Raw genomic sequence first — 19,144 nt, 5'->3', positions numbered from 1 at the left:
TTTCTATTTTTTTCAGGATCAAATTATTTAAATTCAGGACAAGTGATTGTATTACCTACAATTTTCCCGTTTTCATCATACTTATAGAAGCCTTGTCCATAGGCTTTCCCAGGTAATTTGCCCTAACGAGCCTTTTTATGACGGGAGATGCTTTATACCCATGTTCACCGAATTCAGCAAACAGGTTGTCCATCCATTTTTGAAGTTTATCCAATCCAATTCTGTCAGCAAGTTCGAAAGGTCCAAACTGATGGCCAAGACTTGTTCTCATCAATTCATCAATGTCATGCGCCGAAGCGATACCTTCCATAAGCATTTCACAGGCCTCATTTATGACAACGATAATCATACGGGTACTAATATTCCCCGGAGATTCCATCAAACGGATAGGTTTCTTCTCTAACATTCTTACGAAACGGCAAGCTTGTTCATATACGTCATCAGAAGTTTTGGCACTCCTAACAACTTCAAGGACCTTCACCTTATCAGTAGGAGCAAGAAAATGAAGACCCACAGCCCTGTCGGGATATTGAAGACCAGAAGCGAGATCTGAAATCATGAGTGTGGCAGTATTAGAAGTAAGAATGGTATCTCTTCTAATCACACTTTCAGCTTTTCTAAAAATTTCCTTCCTAATTTCAAGACTGGTTCCAGGTTTGCGAGAATTAATTGCTTCAAGAATCAAGTCACAATCAGCCAGGGAGCTATATTCAATAGAGCCTTTAATCCTGGAAAGAATCAATCTTTTTTCACCCTGAGTCATACCCCAACGGCGGATTTCATCATCAATAAGACGGGTGATGCCAAGAATTCCATCATTAACCTTATCCTGGTCCAGATCAAGGATCACAACATCGAATCCATGTTGGCTGATAGTTTTCGCTATCTCCTGACCCATTGAACCGCATCCAATGATGCCTACCTTTTGCAGAGATCCACTTTTACGGACTTCTTTGCTTAAGGTGAAATCTTCAAGTTTTGCTACAATTTCTGCCATTGCAATATTTTATTAATTTTCGGAGTAAATGCATGATAAAAATCATGCTTTATTATTGTATATCAAGTACTTATACTTTAGCTACATGTTTTTGCAAAGGTATAATTTTATTTATCTCAGGAAGTCATAATAATATCATTTTTTGTGAATCTCAGCCTTATCTGATAACAAAGAATAGCTACTGAAAATTTAGCAGTTGAAATCCTTATTTTTGCATTTCAGAATTGTTCCTTATGAATGACCACTTGCCAAGATTTAAACCTTATCCACTTATCAGTGATACTGTCGGTTTTTTTAAGGCAAGTGTACCTATTACGAATCAGTCGGCCGGCTATTCGAAGCAGGTAATAAAACAATATGGTAATTTTAGCATATATGATTATCAAACTCCTTCAGTTCGATCATTAGAACTCAAGCCCGTCCCTTCCATTTTCAGCAGTCATCAACTTCAGCCCGTCAGCCATGGTCCGAAACCGATACACCAGCCTTCGATTGATTGGGTTACGGGATTGGTTTTTGTTTGTTTATTGATACTTGCATGGATCCAGACTAATCATTCGAAGCGACTCACACAGATTTTCCGATCAGTAGCCTTACCTTATTATGTTAATCAACTTGAGCGTGAGGGAAATCTTTATAATGAGAGAATTACGCTTGGTTTAGGTTTTATTTTCCTAACATCGATATCATTAATGATCTATAAGTTTTCTGTAATTTATGGATATGTACCTGATCAATTCCCAAGTTATGTTTTCTATCTGTTCATTTTAACTATCGTAGTAGCTTATGTTATTTTGAAAGGATTAGTTATCAGAGCAACTGGATCCATTTTCAAAACCTGGGAGCATGCACATGCATACCGGCTTAATACATTAATTTTCAACCATACCTTAGGCTTAGTCATTTTCCCATTTTTACTTCTGATTTTTTACTGGAAAGATTTGCCCTTATTTTGGATAGCATTTGCTCTTCTGACCATTTTATTGAGCTATAGATTTATAAGAAGTATTCTTATCGGATTCTCCAATTCAAAATTTTCCATATTCCATTTAATTTTATACCTTTGCACCCTCGAAATTTTACCCTTGTTAATCGTGGTAAAAATCATCAGGCACTTATGAAAAGCCTGTTTTTGATATTCAATGATTTGCACAGAAATAAAACCAGAAAGTTTTGAAAATCAAGAACATACTAATTTCTCAACCCGTACCGGCCGAGATTGAAAAATCTCCTTATGGTGAAATCATTAAGAAACATGGGGTTCATATCGAATTCCATAAGTTCTTCAAGATTGAAGGTGTTACTATACGAGAATTCCGTGATGAAAGAATTTATATCAATGAATATACTGCTATTGTTTTCAATAGTAAGCATGCTGTTGATCAATTTTTCAGGATCTCAAAAGAAGTAAGGGTTGATGTTCCAGAAACAATGAAATACTTTTGCATGTCGGAATCCATTGCTTTCTATTTGCAGAAGTATGTTCAATTCCGTAAGAGAAAGATCTTTCATGCTCCGGATGTGCAGCAGATGATGGACGTTGTAAAGAAGCATAAGACCGAGAAATTTCTGATTCCTTGTTCTGACAGTCATAACAAAGAATTACCAAATCTTTTCGAATCCATTAAGGTTCAATTTACAGAAGCTATCATGTATCGCACCCTTCCTGCAGAGATGAAGGATCTGGTTGATATCAATTCTTTTGATATGATAGTTTTCTTCAGTCCTCAAGGTATCAGATCATTATTCTATAACTGGCCTGATTTCCAGCAAGGTGACAAACTCATAGGTGCCTTTGGTTCAACCACAGCACAGGCAGCAACTGATGCCGGCCTAGTAGTTAACATCCCTGCTCCAAGTGCATCTGCTCCATCCATGACTATGGCAATAGACCAGTATCTGATTAAGAACAACAAAAAATAACTCCAACAAATAGTATTTGAAAACTGCCTTTCAAATAAGGCAGTTTTTTTTTGTTCATGCATATTGATAATCAATTTGAAATTTCTACCATTGATTTCTAAATGACTAATTCCTGAACTTTTGATTTCTCCTCCCCCCCGGTGGGGTGAAAAAGGGGGGGGAAAGCCCCCGGAAAAGCAGTTCAAAATCCAGAATTGGATCCAGCTTAACTGACAGGTCTAGACATTGTTTATTACCTTTGCGGCATTAGGGCTATATGGAAGAGAAAAGAACCAGGGAAACATTCAGAAAGACTGAAAAATTATGCAGCAAGAAGGCCATAGACAGTCTTTTTGAGAATGGTAGTGTTTTCTATGCAAATCCTTTCAAAGTACTTTACCATATTGAAGAGCAACCGGAAGAGCCCGGACCGAAGGTTTTAATATCGATTCCCAAAAAGTATATCAGGCTTTCGGCAGATCGTAACCGTATGAAACGACTGGTCAGGGAATCGTATCGCAGATTAAAATATCGGATTCATACTCCTGTTGAAGAGTCCAAATCTGGTTTGAGTTTAGCGATTATTTATACCGGGAAAAAGGTCATTTCATTTCTGGAGGTAAATCGAGCACTGGAACAAATTATTAGCAAACTTGAATTGATAACAGAGAAAGAAAGTAAGAGCAGAAATATTGAAGGAAAGGATTGACAAATAAATACTTTCGCTCTGAAAATAAACCTTTGAATTTTATCGTTATCGAACACAGTAGACAGCAGAATTGTTGAATATCAGAACACAGGAACAGAAACTTTTCTGAGATGAAAATAGTTTATATCACCCTTAAAAAAGTACTAAGTAAATTTCTGATTATACTCATCAGAATTTACCAGGGGGGTATATCACCCTATTTACCTCCATCCTGCCGATACACTCCCAGTTGTTCTGCCTATGGTATTGAAGCGATCAGTAAACATGGCCCATTTAAAGGTGGGTGGTTGACCCTGAAGCGAATTTCCTCTTGTCATCCTTGGGGAGGGAGTGGTTATGATCCGGTACCTTAATAACCCAGACTAAAAATTAAAAGACTATGACTACTAAAATAAGAAACACTTCGAATCGCTACATCGGTCTACTATTGATCGGTTTGTTCACTATTTTTCAATCTGTTTCGGCACAAACTTCTCAGAATTTTGAGATTTCCAAGAACCTGGACATTTTCGCCACATTATACAAAGAAATCAACAGTAACTATGTAGATGAGTTAAATGCATCAGAATTGGTTAAGACAGGGATTGATGCTATGCTGGGGTCACTGGATCCATACACTAATTATATTCCTGAGGCAGAAATTGAAGATTACCGGTTTATGACCACGGGAGAGTATGGAGGTATTGGATCACTCATCCACAAGCAGGGTGAATTTATTATAATTTCAGAGCCTTATGAGAAATCACCTGCTCAAAAGTCAGGCTTAAAAGCTGGTGACAAAATATTGAAAATTAATGACAAGAGCACCACTGGAAAATCAGTTGATGATGTTAGTACAATTCTAAAAGGACAGCCCGGGACATCGCTCAAGTTGTTGGTTCAAAGGGAAGGGGAGAATAAACCGCTTACTTTTGAAATCCTGAGGGAAAAAATAGTAATTGAATCAGTTCCCTATTATGGAATGTTAAATCAAAAAGTTGGCTATATCAAATTGACCAGTTTCACTCAAAACTGCTCAGGAGATGTAAAGAAGGCACTGACAGACCTGAAGACGAATCATGCAATGGAAACCTTAATCCTTGATTTACGTGATAACGGCGGAGGATTGCTTACTGAAGCCGTTAATCTTGTTAACTTGTTTGTTAACAAAGGAGAAACTGTTGTTAGTACAAAGGGGAAACAGGTTGATAAAAACAAGACTTATAAAACCAGCATGGAACCCGTTGAAGAAAACATGCCATTGGTAGTCTTAGTAAACGGATCAAGTGCTTCAGCTTCAGAAATAGTTGCAGGCGCATTACAGGATCTGGATCGTGCAGTTATTGTTGGCCGTCGCACTTTTGGCAAGGGTTTAGTTCAGAATGTGTATCCACTAAGTTATAATACCCAGGTAAAGATAACAGTGGCTAAGTATTATATACCTTCAGGACGGTGCATTCAAGCCATTGATTATTCAAAACATGAACGTGACGGGCATGCTGAACATATTCCAGATTCATTAATTACTGCTTATAAAACCAAAGGAGGCAGAACAGTTTTTGACGGTAAAGGTGTTTCCCCTGATGTTGACACTGATTCTGTTAGATTCAGCACCATAGCTTATAATCTCGTTACGAAATACATGGTTTTTGATTTTGCCACGCTATATGCCAAAAATCATGGCACCATTTTACCTGCTTCAGCATTTAAGCTCACTGACAAAGACTATGAAGAGTTTACTGCATTTGTTGAATCCAAAGGATTTGAGTTCACTACCCCAATAGAGAGTGAACTTATAAAGTTAAAGAAAGCTGCAGAGATAGAAGGGTGCATGACTGAGCTAAAAACCAGTTTTGAATCACTCGAAAGTGGTATTACTGAACATAAGAAGAAAGACATGATTGAAAACAAGAACGAGATTCTTGAACTATTGCAATTAGAAGTAATCAGCCGGTATTACTATCAAAAAGGAAGAATCGAATCATCACTTTCCATTGATCCTGATATTGCCAAGGCCATTGATGTTCTAAATGATTCGCAGACATATTCAGGTATTTTGGATGGAAGTGTTCAGAAGGCTACCAAAGCATCTTCAGGGAAAAAATCGTAAAAGTATTTTCATTCATGAAGGATTTTAAGACAGAGTTTAACTATTGGAATACAAAGTGTTACCACATTTCGATTGTCTTACTTCTGTCTTCAATTCCACTTTCTAAATACACTACTAGTCTAAGCCAATTCCTGATGTTAGGATTCTGGCTGCTTCATCAATCAGACATCAGTTATTTATCGGAATACCTCAATGGAAAGAAATCCCATCCTTTAAGAATAGTCAGGCTTTTAGAAGGATTTTTTCGTTCTATTTTCCTTTCTCTGATCGAGAAATTCAGTCTGTTCTTTCGAAATAAAACAGCGATGGTAGTGACGTCGCTGCTATTTCTGCATGTTATCGGATTGTTCTATACATCTGATTTTAGCTATGCAATGAAGGATCTCAGGACTAAGCTTCCCCTTTTATTAATGCCACTTTTTTTCTCGACAGGTCCAGCCCTCGATAGACGAACGATTTTCTGGATTTTCCTGGGATATATTGCGGCCTTATTTGGAGGGACCTTATACAGGCTTATTCTTTTCATTCAATTACCTGTTGCTGATCCACGGGCTATGAATGCGCATATTTCTCATATCAGGTTTAGTTTAAATGCAGTATTTGCAATTTTTATCCTGTTTTATTATGCACATTTTAAAGATATTTTCGTACGATGGCAGCGGATATTATTTATTCTAACGGCATTCTGGTTCCTGTTTATTATGTTCTACCTGAAGTATTCAACAGGTATTGCGATATTCCTGATCATGAGTTTTCTTATGGCCTTATACTTTGCGTTTAAAGCCAGCAGGCTCAGTATAAAGTTGCTTCTGTTTGTTAGTGGCTTATCATTAATACTTGTCCCCGGCTTATACTTTTTGAAGATAGCAAGAGAATTCAGAAGCACAGAGGCTGTTGATTTTACCAAACTGGAGTTATATACGCCCAATGGAAATTCATACTATCATGATACTGTTAACTTCAAGGTAGAAAATGGCAGCTATACAGGTTTGTACATTTGTGACAAGGAATTAAGAAAATCGTGGTTGGAAAGAAGTTCTGTATCTATTGACAGTTTGGACAGTAAGCAGCAGTATATTCGGTACACCTTAATCAGGTATCTGGCATCCAAGCAACTTCGAAAAGACTCTATTGGCATTGCCCAATTAAGCAGGCAGGATATCAGGAATATAGAAGCCGGACTCACAAATTCCAAATCGCGACAGTGGTTCCAAATCAGGCCTCAGATTGAGAATTTGCTTACCGGATGGGATAATTACAGGTATCATAATAATCCTAATTCAAGCTCCCTTATTCAAAGGATAGAGTACTGGCGGTCATCGTTACAGATTATTAAACAGCATCCACTCTTTGGTGTAGGCACAGGTGATGTGCCTGAAGCATTCAAAAACTACTACCGGCAGGCCAATTCAATGCTGGACCAACAATTCAGATTAAGGTCGCACAACCAATTCCTTTCAATAACAGTTGCTTTTGGAGTTTTTGGTTTAATTTGGTTTTTGTTTGTTCTGTTTTATCCTATGATAAAGGTAAAAACCTATCAACCATACTTTTACCTGATTTTCTGGTGCATATTTTTTATTTCCATTTTTACGGAAGATACTCTTGAAACCCAGGAGGGAGTTACCTTTTACGCTTTCCTGACCTCATTATTATTATTTGGTTGGAGGAAACCGGATGTGAAAGAAACCGGGCAAAGCAAGTCTTAGTCCATATGCGGGAACGATCAGTTCTTAACCCTGATAATTCGTATTTGTGCAGCTATTGCTATTCGCGGCTGATTTACTTATTGTACACAGATTCCTTTATCTTTACTGCATAATTACAGAAAATGATACAACGAACTTTTAGTGTTGCCTATACTGAGTTCTCTTCCAATGAAGAGTTAACCGAATCAGACCGTATTCTCATAAAAATGGCTTGGGAAGCGGCAGAGCAGGCTTATGCCCCTTATTCCAGGTTCTTTGTAGGTGCAGCGTTACGTTTGGAAAATGGCACAATTTTCACAGGGAATAACCAGGAGAATTCTGCTTATCCTTCTGGTTTATGTGCAGAGAGAGTTGCCATTTTTGCAGCCTCCAGCCAATTTCCGGGGATAGCAATAGAAACTATTGCTGTAGTAGCAAAGACCGAAGTATTTAGCCTTGAACATCCTGTAACACCTTGTGGAGGTTGCCGACAGGTAATGGCAGAATATGAAAACCTTTCAGGAAAACCCATACGGACTATTTTACAGGGTAGTAACAGTATCACCTGGATTGTTGAAGGAGTGAACAATTTCCTACCCCTCATGTTTGAAGGAAATCAATTAAAGAAATAGGTGACCATTTATTCTTATTCAAATCCAAACGATTATGAAAAGCATCTTGATTATTACCTTATTATCACTGTTTCTAATTTCCATGAAATCGGACAAGCCGGCCTATTGTTTATTTAATGATAAGGGTAAACCGACATCCTATCAAACACTTATAGAAGAGGCAGCTAAGGCAGATATTGTGATGTTCGGCGAACTGCACAATGTATCCATCTGTCATTGGTTACAACTTGAATTAACCAAAGATCTTTATCAATTAAAAGGGAAAAAGCTAATCCTGGGAGCTGAGATGTTCGAAACAGATAACCAGTTGCTTATCAACGAATATTTGTCAGGAAGTATTAAAGAAAAAAACTTTGAAACTGAAGTTAAACTCTGGCCAAATTACAAGACAGACTATAAGCCTTTGTTAAACTTTGCGAAGGACAGCAGTCTGCATTTTATTGCAACCAATGTACCCAGGAGGTATGCTTCGATGGTAAATAAATCTGGTTTTGAAGCATTAGACAACCTGGATCAGGAAGCATATCGGTTGATTGCTGATCGCCCGATAGCCTTTGATCCTGAATTAGGTTGTTATAAAAATATGCTCAAGGAGATGGGGGAATCAGAGCATGTTTCTCAGACTATTACCATGGCGCAAGCTTTAAAGGATGCTACAATGGCGCAATCAATACTTCGCAATTGGACAGCAGGTAGTACTTTTCTGCATTTTAACGGCACCTATCACAGTGATAATTATGAAGGTATTGTCTGGTATCTTAAGAAATCCGCACCAACACTCAGAATTCTTACCATTTCGACCGTTGAACAGCCAGATCCGGTAAAACTTTCAGAAGACCAGGAAGGGAAAGGAGATTACATTATTGTTATTCCTGAGGCGATGTCACGGACTTATTAACCGACTGCTATTTTGTGAATTATCAGGCAAAAGTAAAGATCAGGTTCAGGATAAAATTCCAAATAGTAACTACACCTATTGCAAAAAGCTTTGACAGGTAAAAATTTCTGTTATATCTGCTTACCAGGAGCCAGATTACGAAAGTATTGATACCCAATCCCAGAATTGATATAAAAAGGAAGCGGGAGTATTCTATTCCGATGTCAGGATTATTACTATGGAATGTCCACCACCTGTTGAGGAAATAGTTAGTAGTGGCGGCAATAGTGAACCCGATAGCATTTGCTACATATTTCTGGATTTTCAATATCTCCTTGCTCACATAGGTAAAACCGAAATCAACGACTACCCCTGTAGCTCCAACTGCTCCAAACTTTAAAAATTTTATAATTAATTCTTCCGTCAGAAATCTAAACATCAGATATCAAATTAAAATTGAACGATTAAGATTTCCTTTTTCCCATTTCTAAGTATTTCCACGCCAGCGACCTGGCCAGGTTTTATTTTACCCAGGCGTGACATATAATCATAGATATTGGTAACAGTTTGCCCATCGAGAGCAATAATCACGTCACCTTTGAGAATCCCGGCTTTTTCTGCAGGGCCGCCTTTACGTGTACCATCTACCCTTAAACCGTTATTATCACTTGAAACCATATCCGGTATGATTCCAAGGGTAACTTTCATATTGCGTCCATAACGGGCAGCCTGTTTTGTTCCAGCCTCTTTAAAAGTCAAGCGTTCTGGTTTTACTGACAGTAGTTCTGCCAGGTCAGCAATCATTTCAAGGATCGCTACCTGTCCTTTTAAATCCAGCTTTTCAAGGTCATCAGATGGAGTGTGGTAGTCTTCATGTGCCCCAGTAGTAAAATAGAAGACCGGGATATTTTCACTATAGAAAGAAGCATGATCTGAAGGTCCATATCCATCCGGAGAGCGATTCACAACAAAAGATCTGTTAGCAGAGAGAGTGGCTATGATTGTATCACTTTCAACAGATGTTCCGGTCCCTCCTACACTAATCGTTTTTGAAACAGGGTTTAACCGGCCGATCATATCCATATTTATCATAGCGATCATTTTTCCTTTATCGACAGGTGGATTTTTAATGAACTCCCTGGAACCCAATAGTCCCATTTCTTCGCCGGCGAAGGCAACAAACATGATAGAGCGTTTTAGTTCTTTTTGTTTTGACTGCAGCCACTGTGCAAGTTCCAGTAACCCAGCCGTTCCGGAAGCATTATCATCTGCACCGTTGTGTACTGCAATTTCATCCGGTATCCTGGAACCAGAGTTTTCTCCTCCAAGTCCCAGATGATCATAATGAGCTCCAATAACAATATACTCTTCGGCCAGGATAGGATCATTTCCTTTTATGACACCAATCACATTATTGGTTTGCACCTTTTTCTGGATAAGATCCGTTTTACCATTTATGGTTATTGGAAGATAAAAACTAAGGGGTTTATGATCAGATTTTATTGATGCTTCAAGGTCAGCTACCGTGTAGTTCATTGATCCAAGGATTTTATCAGCCAGGGCCCTGGTGATGTTAAGCACAGGAATACCGGCATCTGAAGGGGTTTTGTCATATTGAACATGCATCAATGCATCTGACTTATCGATATCAGAAGGAGTAACAAGCAATACACCGGCAGCACCTTTATCTTTAGCAGTCAGCACTTTGGATCGTTCCTGTTCAAAAGCTATAAATGCACTATTTGATTTCTCAGGCTCAGGGTCTCCACGAAGGATAACGACCCATTTCCCTTTGACATCCAGGCCTAAATAATCGTTCCATTTCAATGAATCAAGGTCAATATCAAATCCATATCCTGCAAATGCTGCTGAAGCAATAACTTCAGCATTTGAAGAAAATGACAGTGGAACAAAGTCTTTATTTAGTTCTGCAGAGACATTATCGAAGGTGAAGATGTTCTGCGGACCAGGGAAAATATCAGCGACAATCGTAAACTCCTGGAGACCTTTATTTAAGGGTAATGACAACCCAGCTTTTGAAAATATTTCACGGATATATTGAGCCGCAACGATTTCTTCATTCATACCAGGGCGACGGCCTTTCAAAGAATCAGAAGCCAGAAATCCTATTTCATAGTGAAGGTCCAATTCTGTAATTTCTGGTGAGAAGCCTGTGGTTGGCCATGCCTGCACTGATGCGTCACTTTTTTGCAATTGCGCACTCAAGCTAAGACTCAGGCCAAACAGGCATATAATAATGAGGGAAATATGGCGAACTTTCATAAGGGTTTACATTAAAATGGCTGCAAAATTACATTATTTTAAGGAGTAAGGGCAAATAGCCCATGAAATGAGCAATAAGTGCAAAAAGAATGGAGTTAAAGTCTCTGGAATTCGAAGGAAGGAAATCCTTTTTCTCCAAGATTATTATAGAATCCAAGAAACCGGAGTTTATAAAGGAAGCCTTTATTATCGCGGATTACATATATCTTATTCAAATCGACTGTATAAGAGCCTGTATCAAAGTCATAGTATTTCCAATCGTAACCAATAAAATCCTGTTGGTTTGAAAATTGGAGACCTTCAACGGATTCGATGGTTATTTCAGAAAAAGTATGTGAAGTATCCCTTGCCACTGATACATTGACAGGATTCATGAGAACACCTGTCACGAGGTAAGGATAGGGTTCCCCAAGGTCAGTATAAAGCAAAGTAGTATATTGAGTGAACATGAGGTCCCAGGCATTTGATGGTGGTTCCTCAAGGGGGGACACCCCGGTATCAAAAGAAAAAAGGCTATAATTTGAGCCAGGGACTTTATTCAGAACGTAAGATTTTTGATCGCTACCATTAAATTTTGCCGTCCTGAAGTAGAATATTCCACCGGAAAGGCTATCGATGATAAGCTGCCTGTAACCCCGATCATTCCCCAACTCGTCAATTCCCCTATTAACGATCAATAAGTTCCCATTTGAAACAGTATCATTTCCATTGACTGTAAACCACTTACCGATAGCCAATGAATCGGCATCTCCATTAGAGTTATCAAACTTCCATGAAGCATTTGTTGTATCAGCCATAATTCCAAACTCCTGTCCTGGAAATGCGGCTGCATACATAAAACAACTTGTATTGAGTCGGATATGCCAACCTTCGGGTGAAGATTCGAAAGCAATATCCCATTGTTTACGAAGAGAAGAGCCAACAGAAGTAGCTGAATTCAATTCATAAAAAACCTGGTATTTGTATAGATTGGTAAGTTCAACCGTATCGACTAGTGTATTTCCCGGCAAGTGAGGCGTAACTTTTTCATCCTCTTTAAAGCAAGCTGTAAGGAATAGCAGTGGCAGTATAACAGTTGATATCAGTATTAACCGGGTCATTTGTATTTATTAAAATTATAGGAGAGTTTCAAGAACCATGTTCTACCCCAAGCGATATTCATGGAATCACTACTCCCTGAATGGGCACTCCCCCCGGAACCTGTGGCGGGTATAGTTGTGACATTGAATAAGTTTTTTCCTCCAGCTGAAACAGAAAGTGTGTTTTTTAGAAATGATTTGATGACAGATATGTCAAGCATATGGTATTTTTCAACCCAAAAAGCACCAATTGTTTCATCATCTCCAGGACTTACCTGAGGAGCTCTACCGGAATACTTGTAAAAAAGTGTGGCTGTGGTTCCAAGTTTACTCACTTTATAGGAGATATTTGTTGTGATATCATTACTCCAATATTCCTCGGCAGCAGCTATGAATGATTTATTGAACGCGAATTTTTGTCCGGTTAAGGATGCCCCCAATCTTACGCTCAGCGCCGGGTAATTGTTCCAGGTAATATTCGCCTGACCACCCCGAGAAATAAATTTACCGATGTTTATATAAGTATACAGATCATTATTCACAGAAGCCAATGCGATATTATTATCAATATTATTATAGAAGAGACCGGCTTCAGCACTGAAATAGCTTGACTTTGACTCATTGAAATAGCCCATATTAAAATTCATATTATGGGAATATTCCGATTTGAGGTCAGCATTGCCTTGCACATTATGATTGATATCGACAAAATAGAGATAGAGTTCTTTCAAGGCAGGAGCTTTGAATCCACGGGCATAAGTTACCCGACAAACCCACTTTTGAGTAGGATTCCATTTTAGATTCAAGGAATAAACAAGTGGTGCTTTATACTTGGAGTTATATATAAACCTGGCACCCGGCTGGAAAGAGAGTGAAGAGAGCGGATCAATCTTCATGCTTACGAATGCAGCATAATCACCGATTTCCTGAGTAAGATCTTTAATTCTTTTTCCACTTCCTGATTCAACATTGATATCAACACCAGCCTGGTAATTTAGAATTTTATCTGCATTATTTTTATTGAACCACGCTCTGAATAAAATGTTATTAAAATCTGTAGTATCCTGATCATCAGGGTTTGGGGTCAAAGTTTGTTCCAACGTAGTCAGATCTTTCAGATACCTGTTTTTTATCCGGCTATAGGCAGCATAGGAGGCAGACAAACTCCATTGCTGATCCCTCCTGGGGCTATATGTACTTTCCAAACGCCCTGAATATCTAACGGTAGTAAAATGGTTATCAAATGCGCTTTCAAAGTAAGGCAGAAGCAGTGGGCCTTTGTCGAGTAGTAATTCATTAAAGTATTGTGCAGAGGTTTTAATTCTTAATTTCCCCCCGGTGAATAAATAATAGCCATCTGTGTTGTATTGTCTGCGAGGTTTCCATTTCAGATTACGGGTGGTATCAATTTCAGAAAAACCCTGGAAAAAGTTCCTGGCAGCATCCACATAAAATGTGTGTTTCTTTATTTTTTTTGATAAACCTGCATCGAAGTTATATACCCCTATTGACTCCACATATGCATTAACAGAAGAGGATAGCAGAGCATTTTTATTTTCTTTAGTAATGATATTTACAACACCGGCAATGGCATTACTTCCATAGACTACCGACATCGGCCCTTCAATGATTTCCACATGATCCACATTAAACAGGTTCATCTGGTTCAGGTCGATATTTCCATTCATACGACCAATAACAGGAATCCCATCAATGAGGAATTTGACATTTTCTCCTGAAAGGCCTTGCATGCTGAGGCTTGAACCAAGCACTCCACCCTGGGAGATTCTCATATTGCTTTCACCGGCCAGCAGATCTGTGAGATTGTTGGCTGCTTTTTGTTCAATTTGGCGGCTATTGATCACATTAACCCTATAGATTGACCGATCTGCACGTTCCGGGGTAAATTGGGCTGTTACAACAATCTCGCTGATATTAAGGACAGCAGGTTTGAGATCAATTACAATATTTTTTTGGGGATAAACAGTATCAATCAGCGTCTCAAATCCAACATATGAGATTGCAATGACAGAGACCTCCTTGCATTCATTGGGTACTTTACCCTTAATATCAGTAATAAAATGCTTTTGAGTTTTAGATATCGTTCCCTCGAAACAAACATGAGCGAAAGCAATTGGCTCAAGGGTTTTTGCATCACGTACTTCAATGGCAGCCTGCTGTGCCGTGGTGATCAGCCCGGACAGCAGGAATGCCATTAACCCTAGTATTCTAACTAACAACGTGAACTATTTTTAGTGTTGAATAATTACCTTTTTGGTCAAGGAATATCCATTGACTATCATAGTAATTATATAAATTCCATTAGGAAGATTACCTGATGGAATCAGAAGTTTATTTAATGAGCGATTTTCAACGGCCATTTCCTTTTCCCACACACTCTGACCATTAATTGTTTTCAGATTAAGAATTATAGATGATGCAGAACCCGGGTTTAAAAGCAGGTTAATATAATCTGATGCAGGGTTAGGATACACTGCCAGGCTGGATGAAATTCCGGTCAGTTCACTAACAGATGCCAATGAAATCAGTTCTTTCTCAAACACCACTCTACCTGTTGAACTACCGGCAAACTCCTTGAAAACAAGTCTGTATATATCTCCGGATTTATCGAGAATAAAATGTACAAGGGAATCTTCTACATGATAGATAAAACTCGGATCGAGGTATTTCCATTCCCAGCCAATCGGAGAGCGGGTAGAATCCATTGCAGCTGCATCGAAAATGCGAAAATCGGGAGCAACAGGCTGGAACCTGTTTACTTTAATATCATAGTTACTCAAAACTCCGGTAACAGGATACAATACGCCATCAGGATAGGTGTACATGTATTTTGCGAATAATATATCCCATCCAGCACTTTCAACAGGTTCGAAGTCTACGACCTGATCTGTGGTAAGGGAGAATCCAACAAAATTCTTTGTTGCATAAGGATTGCAATCCAGCATGATTGATTGTTCATTGGAACCATCGAGGTTTGCATATTTAAAGGCATATTTGTTATCACTTGAATATTTTCGCATGATCCACAATTTCTTAAAGCTACCATCGCGTAATTTGATGATATAAATAGAGTCTCCAATAACGTCGTGTGTTACAGCATTATATTTCCCCCATCCATAATCAGGATGACCTGATTGATTCTGGCAGAAAGCACCAGTTTCCCAATCCGTTGTACTATTCACAAGAAGCTTCCAGGTAGATAATCCTGTGGTATCAACTGCAGACCAACCGGTAGTATCAGCATTTTCATAAGTAAAGAGCTCAACCCCGAGAACACCCAGGGCATTATTATTAGAAGCATCATTGGTTAAGATACTGGCGCTCATTCTAGAGGTCTGAAAAGCTATATCCCATTGTTTCCGGTCGATAGCCCAATCGGAACCACTGGATAGGTCATAGTATACTTCTTTCCCATAAAAAGGGCCCATTAAGATGGTATCAGTAATAAGACCCACTGATTGGGTTGATCCATGAAATGAGTTCAGCAAGAGTGCTGTCAATGCACTAAAGAAAATGATGGACTTATTTTTCATTTTTGTATTATTTTAGACTGTTCAAATGAATACAATAGGTATTTCATTCACAGGAATTACGTTAGATAAAGCAGTAAAAGTTATTGGTAACAGCGGCTTTCAGGTATATGAATACCGTTTAGCCTTCAATTGCAGTTAAACTTTAAGTTTAGAGCAATTGTAAACCGGGAGATGTCAACCAGGCATTAAGCCAAGTGACAATTATGCCTGAGGAGGCCCTCGAAGAGAATGGGATTGATTGGAATTGTTGGCAAGAGGTTCGGAAAACTCCGATTGACCTAAAACAGATGAAGAAAAATACAAATAGCCAAGGCTATCATCGCAGGGCAGGATTCCCTGAATCAAATTACCATCATGGTTAATATGCTTCAGGTAACCTGATGAATGATCAAATGCTTTTTCTTTTTGACGATTAGATGAACAAACAGCAGGGATAAGTTGTTTTCCCCAGATATGGTGCTGATGGAAATTAATAATGTTTCCAATGTGAATCCAAAATACAGCAACAGCCCAAATCATTAAAATATGACTTTGTAGCCTTCCTGAATATTTCAGTTTAAGTTTCACAAATAGGGATTAAAACAAGGTTCAAAGTTGTAATTTTTTTTTATTCAAATATCAAAATATGTATTTTTTTTCAATAATTGATAAAATTCATTATCCAAACTTTTCTATATTATTAAATATCAAATAATTAAAAATTGATCCTGTTCTTTAGAAAGGAAGAAAATAAGTAGTAATACAATAAATTACATATCTATATCCAAAAATATCTGGACTAATCAGGAAGAAAAAACGATCAGTGTGAACGTAATTCGGTAAATTAAATACCGAATTCTCTTTTGATCTGCATTACCCATTTTTTCACCCGTTCTTCAGTCAGGTCTGACTGAGTATCATTATCGATGGCTAATCCAACGAATTTTCCGTCTTTTTCAGCAGTAGAATAGTAAAACTTATAAGTTTCTGTTGAGGTGAAGCCAACAACGTTCTGTTTGAAAGGCAAGCGGCAGAATATGGTACCCAATCCATCCACAAAACTTTCCGGGTACATTTTTTGATCTCCGAGGCCAAAAATGGCAATTTTCTTTGTTGCCAGGTCTGCGTCCAACAATTCTTCAATGAAGTTTTCCCAATCAGAATGCATTTCTCCAATACCCCATGCAGCAGTTCCAAGAACAAGAAAGTCATATTTATTCACATCAGTTGCTTTGGAAGCATTCACATTATGTACTTTAGAAATATCCTTACCCAAAAGTTCATGGATAAGTTTTGCCACTTTAGCTGTACCAGCATTGTCTTTACCTCCAAAAAAAATCCCAATCTTAGTCATAATACATTCACAAGTTTTGATGAAAAGTTATTCTTAATTAAATATGGTTTTGATTCTCCCGATACTGAGCCCGTCAATATTACTGCTTGCAACTGAGCTTTCAATATCTGAAATAATTTTTGTGCAAAATTAATCTATTTGTCACACTTTCAAGCCTTTCATAGAATGATTCAAATTTGCACTATTATTATTGGAAAGGGCGTCCAATATCTTTTATCCCATTATGCCATGATGATGCTGACCTATTCTCCGGGGAAAGTCCTTATTACTGAATTCATTGCCGAAGACTGGAATATTATGTAATCACAAATCTGGTTACTTTTGACATTCATTATCATTTGCAAGATGAAAAACCGATTTATCAAACAGATTATATTTCTTTTTGTTCTGCCGACAACCCTTCTTTTCAGCATATTCTTTTTGCTGGTATTTGGATTGGGGCCTAATTTTCCGGTCATTACTCCATTACTCATAATGTTTATTATGTGGAGTTCATGGGTCATATACGCTACCAGGAAGGTGGCAGATTCGTTAAGGGACCTGGAACAAGCATTGCTGATGCTGAGGGAAGGAAAGACCTTTAGAAATAAGAACTTTAAAAGAAGTCATTTATGTGGGATATTTCTGGGTTCTCTTGAGGACATCTCGATGCAGATGAATTCACAGCAAGAGGAGTTAAAAGCTGAGAGGATAAGCAGGTTAAGGTCAGTGATTGATGGTCAGGATCAAGAAAGGCATCGACTTTCGAGAGAGTTGCATGACGGTATTGGGCAGTCGCTGATAGCTGTAAAATTGCAGCTTGAAAGTGCGGGTGAGCTAACCCCTTCCCAGATGAGAGCCTCCATTGATGTAGCGAAAGGAATGATTGATCAGACCATAGATGAGATTCGCAGAGTCACAAATGCTTTGTTGCCGGCTGCATTGAATGAATTTGGATTGATTACAGCATTGCGAACACGGTGTGAAGAGATGGCCACAACAGCCGGGTTATTGTTTTCATTTGAAAATACGGGCTCGGTAGATCGATTGGATGATAAGTCGAAAACCTATTTATACAGGATCACTCAAGAGGCTATTTCAAACATCATCAAACATGCCAGGGCCAGCAGCATGAGTATCAAACTGCTAAGAAACGGAAATGAGGTAAGCCTGATTGTTTCTGACAATGGAAAAGGTTTTATCTTTGACCCCGTAAGATTTGCACACAGGAATGGATTGCAAAACATCAGGGAACGTGCTTCTTTATTGAATGGCACGTTCGAGATTAGGAGCCAGCCTGATGCTGGAACAACTTTGCAAGTCAGCATTCCTTACATAACAGGAAATGGAAAGAATAAAAATCATCCTGGCTGATGATCATCAATTGGTAAGGACCGGCATAGCCAACCTATTAAATGGTGAATCATTTTTTGAGATTATCGGAGAGGCTTCTGATGCGACTGAATGTTTACAATTGATAGAGCAAGCTCTTCCTGATGTTGCAATACTTGACATCGCCATGCCCGGATTATCCGGCATTGAACTTACCCGGAAAATCCGTTTTCAATATCCTTCTGTCCAGGTGTTAATTCTTTCGATGTATACTTCTGAAGAATTTATTTTCAATGCCATTAATGCAGGGGCAAAAGGATATCTTCCAAAAAACACCTCCCGGAAAGAACTCATTGATGCCATCAGGGCAATCAACCAGGGATCGGAGTATTATGCAGAATCTATCTCCAATGTGATTCTCAAGAGTTACATTAAGAAAGCCAAGTCGGGGCCTGAAGACGATAACAATAAAGAAAATCAGCTATCGAAGCGGGAATTGGAAGTATTGCGTCTTTTTGCAGAAGGTTTTTCTAATCAAGAGATTGCAGACAAATTATTCATAAGTATTCGAACAGTTGAGTCGCATAAAAACCATATTATGCAGCGACTGGAGTTGAAATCATCTGTTGACCTTGTAAAATTTGCCATAAGAAACAATATGGTAAACCTATAAACACTAAAAATCCAAAT

General features: G+C 38.4%; 18 protein-coding genes. 10 read left to right on the top strand and 8 right to left on the bottom strand.

Features of this window, described 5'->3' with window-relative positions:
* Positions 1-55: 55 nt before the first annotated feature.
* The gene (locus IPH84_06160) at positions 56-997 is read right to left on the bottom strand and encodes a 3-hydroxyacyl-CoA dehydrogenase family protein (GenBank protein ID MBK7172807.1); all 942 of its coding nucleotides are present in this window, start codon (positions 995-997) and stop codon (positions 56-58) included.
* Between the two features lie 233 nt (positions 998-1,230).
* Between IPH84_06160 and IPH84_06155 the strand changes: the two genes are divergently transcribed.
* The 8 genes from IPH84_06155 to IPH84_06120 all read left to right on the top strand — a co-directional run bounded on the left by IPH84_06155 (position 1,231) and on the right by IPH84_06120 (position 8,915).
* Positions 1,231-2,118: a DUF4271 domain-containing protein gene (locus tag IPH84_06155; protein MBK7172806.1), complete on the top strand. Its 888-nt coding sequence runs from the start codon at positions 1,231-1,233 to the stop codon at positions 2,116-2,118.
* 52 nt (positions 2,119-2,170) lie between these two features.
* Positions 2,171-2,920: a uroporphyrinogen-III synthase gene (locus IPH84_06150; GenBank protein ID MBK7172805.1), complete on the top strand. Its 750-nt coding sequence runs from the start codon at positions 2,171-2,173 to the stop codon at positions 2,918-2,920.
* A gap of 256 nt (positions 2,921-3,176) precedes the next feature.
* On the top strand, positions 3,177-3,608 hold the full coding sequence (locus IPH84_06145) for a ribonuclease P protein component (protein ID MBK7172804.1): 432 nt from the start codon (positions 3,177-3,179) through the stop codon (positions 3,606-3,608).
* A 110-nt stretch (positions 3,609-3,718) separates the two neighbouring features.
* The gene (gene yidD, locus IPH84_06140) at positions 3,719-3,961 is read left to right on the top strand and encodes a membrane protein insertion efficiency factor YidD (GenBank protein MBK7172803.1); all 243 of its coding nucleotides are present in this window, start codon (positions 3,719-3,721) and stop codon (positions 3,959-3,961) included.
* Between the two features lie 26 nt (positions 3,962-3,987).
* Positions 3,988-5,697, top strand: a complete 1,710-nt coding sequence (locus tag IPH84_06135) for a S41 family peptidase (GenBank protein MBK7172802.1) — start codon at positions 3,988-3,990, stop codon at positions 5,695-5,697.
* A gap of 134 nt (positions 5,698-5,831) precedes the next feature.
* Positions 5,832-7,406 (top strand): O-antigen ligase family protein, encoded by a 1,575-nt coding sequence (locus IPH84_06130; protein ID MBK7172801.1) that lies wholly within the window; start codon positions 5,832-5,834, stop codon positions 7,404-7,406.
* 122 nt (positions 7,407-7,528) lie between these two features.
* Entirely contained in the window at positions 7,529-8,017 is a 489-nt protein-coding gene (locus IPH84_06125) for a cytidine deaminase (GenBank protein MBK7172800.1), read from the top strand.
* Positions 8,018-8,051: 34 nt separating this feature from the next.
* Positions 8,052-8,915, top strand: coding sequence for a ChaN family lipoprotein (locus tag IPH84_06120; GenBank protein MBK7172799.1), 864 nt, complete (start codon positions 8,052-8,054; stop codon positions 8,913-8,915).
* A 22-nt stretch (positions 8,916-8,937) separates the two neighbouring features.
* Here the strand turns inward: IPH84_06120 and IPH84_06115 are convergent, their stop codons facing one another.
* The 7 genes from IPH84_06115 to IPH84_06085 form a co-directional block, all read right to left on the bottom strand.
* A complete protein-coding gene (locus IPH84_06115) occupies positions 8,938-9,333 on the bottom strand; it encodes a GtrA family protein (protein ID MBK7172798.1) in 396 nt (131 codons plus the stop codon).
* Between the two features lie 11 nt (positions 9,334-9,344).
* Positions 9,345-11,177 (bottom strand): M20/M25/M40 family metallo-hydrolase, encoded by a 1,833-nt coding sequence (locus IPH84_06110; GenBank protein MBK7172797.1) that lies wholly within the window; start codon positions 11,175-11,177, stop codon positions 9,345-9,347.
* A gap of 95 nt (positions 11,178-11,272) precedes the next feature.
* On the bottom strand, positions 11,273-12,277 hold the full coding sequence (locus tag IPH84_06105; GenBank protein MBK7172796.1) for an HmuY family protein: 1,005 nt from the start codon (positions 12,275-12,277) through the stop codon (positions 11,273-11,275).
* Positions 12,274-14,472, bottom strand: a complete 2,199-nt coding sequence (locus IPH84_06100; protein MBK7172795.1) for a TonB-dependent receptor — start codon at positions 14,470-14,472, stop codon at positions 12,274-12,276. The genes IPH84_06105 and IPH84_06100 overlap by 4 nt, the downstream gene beginning before the upstream one ends.
* A gap of 36 nt (positions 14,473-14,508) precedes the next feature.
* Positions 14,509-15,810 carry a T9SS type A sorting domain-containing protein gene (locus tag IPH84_06095; GenBank protein MBK7172794.1) on the bottom strand — a complete coding sequence of 434 codons (1,302 nt, stop codon included), beginning with the start codon at positions 15,808-15,810 and terminating at the stop codon, positions 14,509-14,511.
* 201 nt (positions 15,811-16,011) lie between these two features.
* Positions 16,012-16,377 carry a hypothetical protein gene (locus IPH84_06090; protein MBK7172793.1) on the bottom strand — a complete coding sequence of 122 codons (366 nt, stop codon included), beginning with the start codon at positions 16,375-16,377 and terminating at the stop codon, positions 16,012-16,014.
* Between the two features lie 256 nt (positions 16,378-16,633).
* Positions 16,634-17,143 (bottom strand): flavodoxin, encoded by a 510-nt coding sequence (locus IPH84_06085; protein ID MBK7172792.1) that lies wholly within the window; start codon positions 17,141-17,143, stop codon positions 16,634-16,636.
* A gap of 345 nt (positions 17,144-17,488) precedes the next feature.
* On the opposite strand from IPH84_06085, the gene IPH84_06080 reads away from it, so the two are divergent.
* Both IPH84_06080 and IPH84_06075 read left to right on the top strand, forming a co-directional pair.
* Positions 17,489-18,496, top strand: a complete 1,008-nt coding sequence (locus IPH84_06080) for a sensor histidine kinase (protein ID MBK7172791.1) — start codon at positions 17,489-17,491, stop codon at positions 18,494-18,496.
* Positions 18,468-19,127, top strand: coding sequence for a response regulator transcription factor (locus tag IPH84_06075; GenBank protein MBK7172790.1), 660 nt, complete (start codon positions 18,468-18,470; stop codon positions 19,125-19,127). Before IPH84_06080 ends, IPH84_06075 begins: the two co-directional genes overlap by 29 nt.
* The last annotated feature ends 17 nt before the right edge of the window (positions 19,128-19,144 follow it).

It is taken from the genome of Bacteroidales bacterium, assembly GCA_016707785.1.
Lineage (GTDB): Bacteria > Bacteroidota > Bacteroidia > Bacteroidales > UBA4417 > UBA4417.
This window is presented reverse-complemented; position numbering and strand designations above follow the sequence as displayed.

Excerpts from the sequence above, each read along its gene's own strand:
- IPH84_06160 (MBK7172807.1), bottom strand. The coding sequence starts at position 997 with ATGGCAGAAATTGTAGCAAAACTTGAAGATTTCACCTTAAGCAAAGAA.
- IPH84_06155 (MBK7172806.1), top strand. The coding sequence starts at position 1,231 with ATGAATGACCACTTGCCAAGATTTAAACCTTATCCACTTATCAGTGAT.
- IPH84_06145 (MBK7172804.1), top strand. The coding sequence starts at position 3,177 with ATGGAAGAGAAAAGAACCAGGGAAACATTCAGAAAGACTGAAAAATTA.
- yidD (MBK7172803.1), top strand. The coding sequence starts at position 3,719 with ATGAAAATAGTTTATATCACCCTTAAAAAAGTACTAAGTAAATTTCTG.
- IPH84_06135 (MBK7172802.1), top strand. The coding sequence starts at position 3,988 with ATGACTACTAAAATAAGAAACACTTCGAATCGCTACATCGGTCTACTA.
- IPH84_06130 (MBK7172801.1), top strand. The coding sequence starts at position 5,832 with ATGTTAGGATTCTGGCTGCTTCATCAATCAGACATCAGTTATTTATCG.
- IPH84_06125 (MBK7172800.1), top strand. The coding sequence starts at position 7,529 with ATGATACAACGAACTTTTAGTGTTGCCTATACTGAGTTCTCTTCCAAT.
- IPH84_06120 (MBK7172799.1), top strand. The coding sequence starts at position 8,052 with ATGAAAAGCATCTTGATTATTACCTTATTATCACTGTTTCTAATTTCC.
- IPH84_06115 (MBK7172798.1), bottom strand. The coding sequence starts at position 9,333 with ATGTTTAGATTTCTGACGGAAGAATTAATTATAAAATTTTTAAAGTTT.
- IPH84_06110 (MBK7172797.1), bottom strand. The coding sequence starts at position 11,177 with ATGAAAGTTCGCCATATTTCCCTCATTATTATATGCCTGTTTGGCCTG.
- IPH84_06105 (MBK7172796.1), bottom strand. The coding sequence starts at position 12,277 with ATGACCCGGTTAATACTGATATCAACTGTTATACTGCCACTGCTATTC.
- IPH84_06100 (MBK7172795.1), bottom strand. The coding sequence starts at position 14,472 with ATGGCATTCCTGCTGTCCGGGCTGATCACCACGGCACAGCAGGCTGCC.
- IPH84_06095 (MBK7172794.1), bottom strand. The coding sequence starts at position 15,810 with ATGAAAAATAAGTCCATCATTTTCTTTAGTGCATTGACAGCACTCTTG.
- IPH84_06085 (MBK7172792.1), bottom strand. The coding sequence starts at position 17,143 with ATGACTAAGATTGGGATTTTTTTTGGAGGTAAAGACAATGCTGGTACA.
- IPH84_06080 (MBK7172791.1), top strand. The coding sequence starts at position 17,489 with ATGAAAAACCGATTTATCAAACAGATTATATTTCTTTTTGTTCTGCCG.
- IPH84_06075 (MBK7172790.1), top strand. The coding sequence starts at position 18,468 with ATGGAAAGAATAAAAATCATCCTGGCTGATGATCATCAATTGGTAAGG.